We start from the raw sequence: 854 nt of genomic DNA, 5'->3' as shown, positions 1-854 counted from the left end.
GCATCGGGGTGCGCCAGTCCAGGTCCTCCGCCTCGTAGCCGAGGGTCTGCCAGACCGCCTCGGCGACGCGGCGGTGGCCCTCATCCGTGAGGTGGAGACGGTCGACGTCCCACGCGCGCGGGTCGCCGAGCGAGGGAGCGCCGTACAGGTCGACGACGAGGGCGCCGTGGCGGGCGGCAAGGTCGTCGACGCAGGCGAAGAGTTCCTCCATGCGGGGGCGGAAGCGCTGTAGGACCGGGCCCTGGCGGCCGGGGCTGCGCATCAGCACCAGGTGTTTGCAGGCCGGGGTGAGGCGTTCGACGGCCTCTTCCAGGAGAGCGCGGACGCGGCCCATGTCGCACTTGGGGCGCAGGGTGTCGTTCAGGCCGCCCACCAGCGTGATCACATCGGGCTGCATGGCGGCCGCCGGGCCGACCTGCTCCTCGACGATCTGCGCGATCAGCTTGCCGCGCACGGCGAGGTTGGCGTACCGGAAGCCGGGCGTCCGGGCGGCCATCCGGCCGGCGAGGAGGTCGGCCCAGCCCCGGTAGGTGCCGTCCGGGAGCAGGTCCGACATGCCCTCGGTGAAGGAGTCGCCGATCGCGACCAGGCTGGTGTGCGTGGGATTCGTCTGCATGGCGACGAAGATGATATCCCGCGTCCGTACTCGTCGGTAGGTGGGCCTCCACCTGGCCTCCAGCCGCGCCCACCAGCGCCCCCTGGCCTTCAGCCGCGCCCACCTGGTCTCCAGCCCAGACCCGCCTGGCCTCCAGCCCAGACCCGCCAAGCCACCAGCCGCGCCCACCCGGCGGCCACCAGCGCCCACCTGGCCCTCAGCCGCGCCCGCCCGCCAGCCAGACCCTGTCTCTTATACA

1 protein-coding gene is annotated in these 854 nt (G+C 72.8%); it reads right to left on the bottom strand.

Annotated elements, in window-relative coordinates:
• Nucleotides 1–616: SGNH/GDSL hydrolase family protein (locus tag ACNFOC_RS54735; RefSeq protein ID WP_416966362.1), on the bottom strand; the 616-nt coding region annotated here is incomplete at its 3' end.
• Nucleotides 617–854 lie beyond the last annotated feature (238 nt).

The sequence above is a fragment of the Streptomyces colwelliae genome, assembly GCF_048158785.1.
GTDB lineage: Bacteria > Actinomycetota > Actinomycetes > Streptomycetales > Streptomycetaceae > Streptomyces.
The sequence above is the reverse complement of the archived record's forward strand: the minus strand, read 5'-3'. Positions and strand labels throughout refer to the sequence as shown.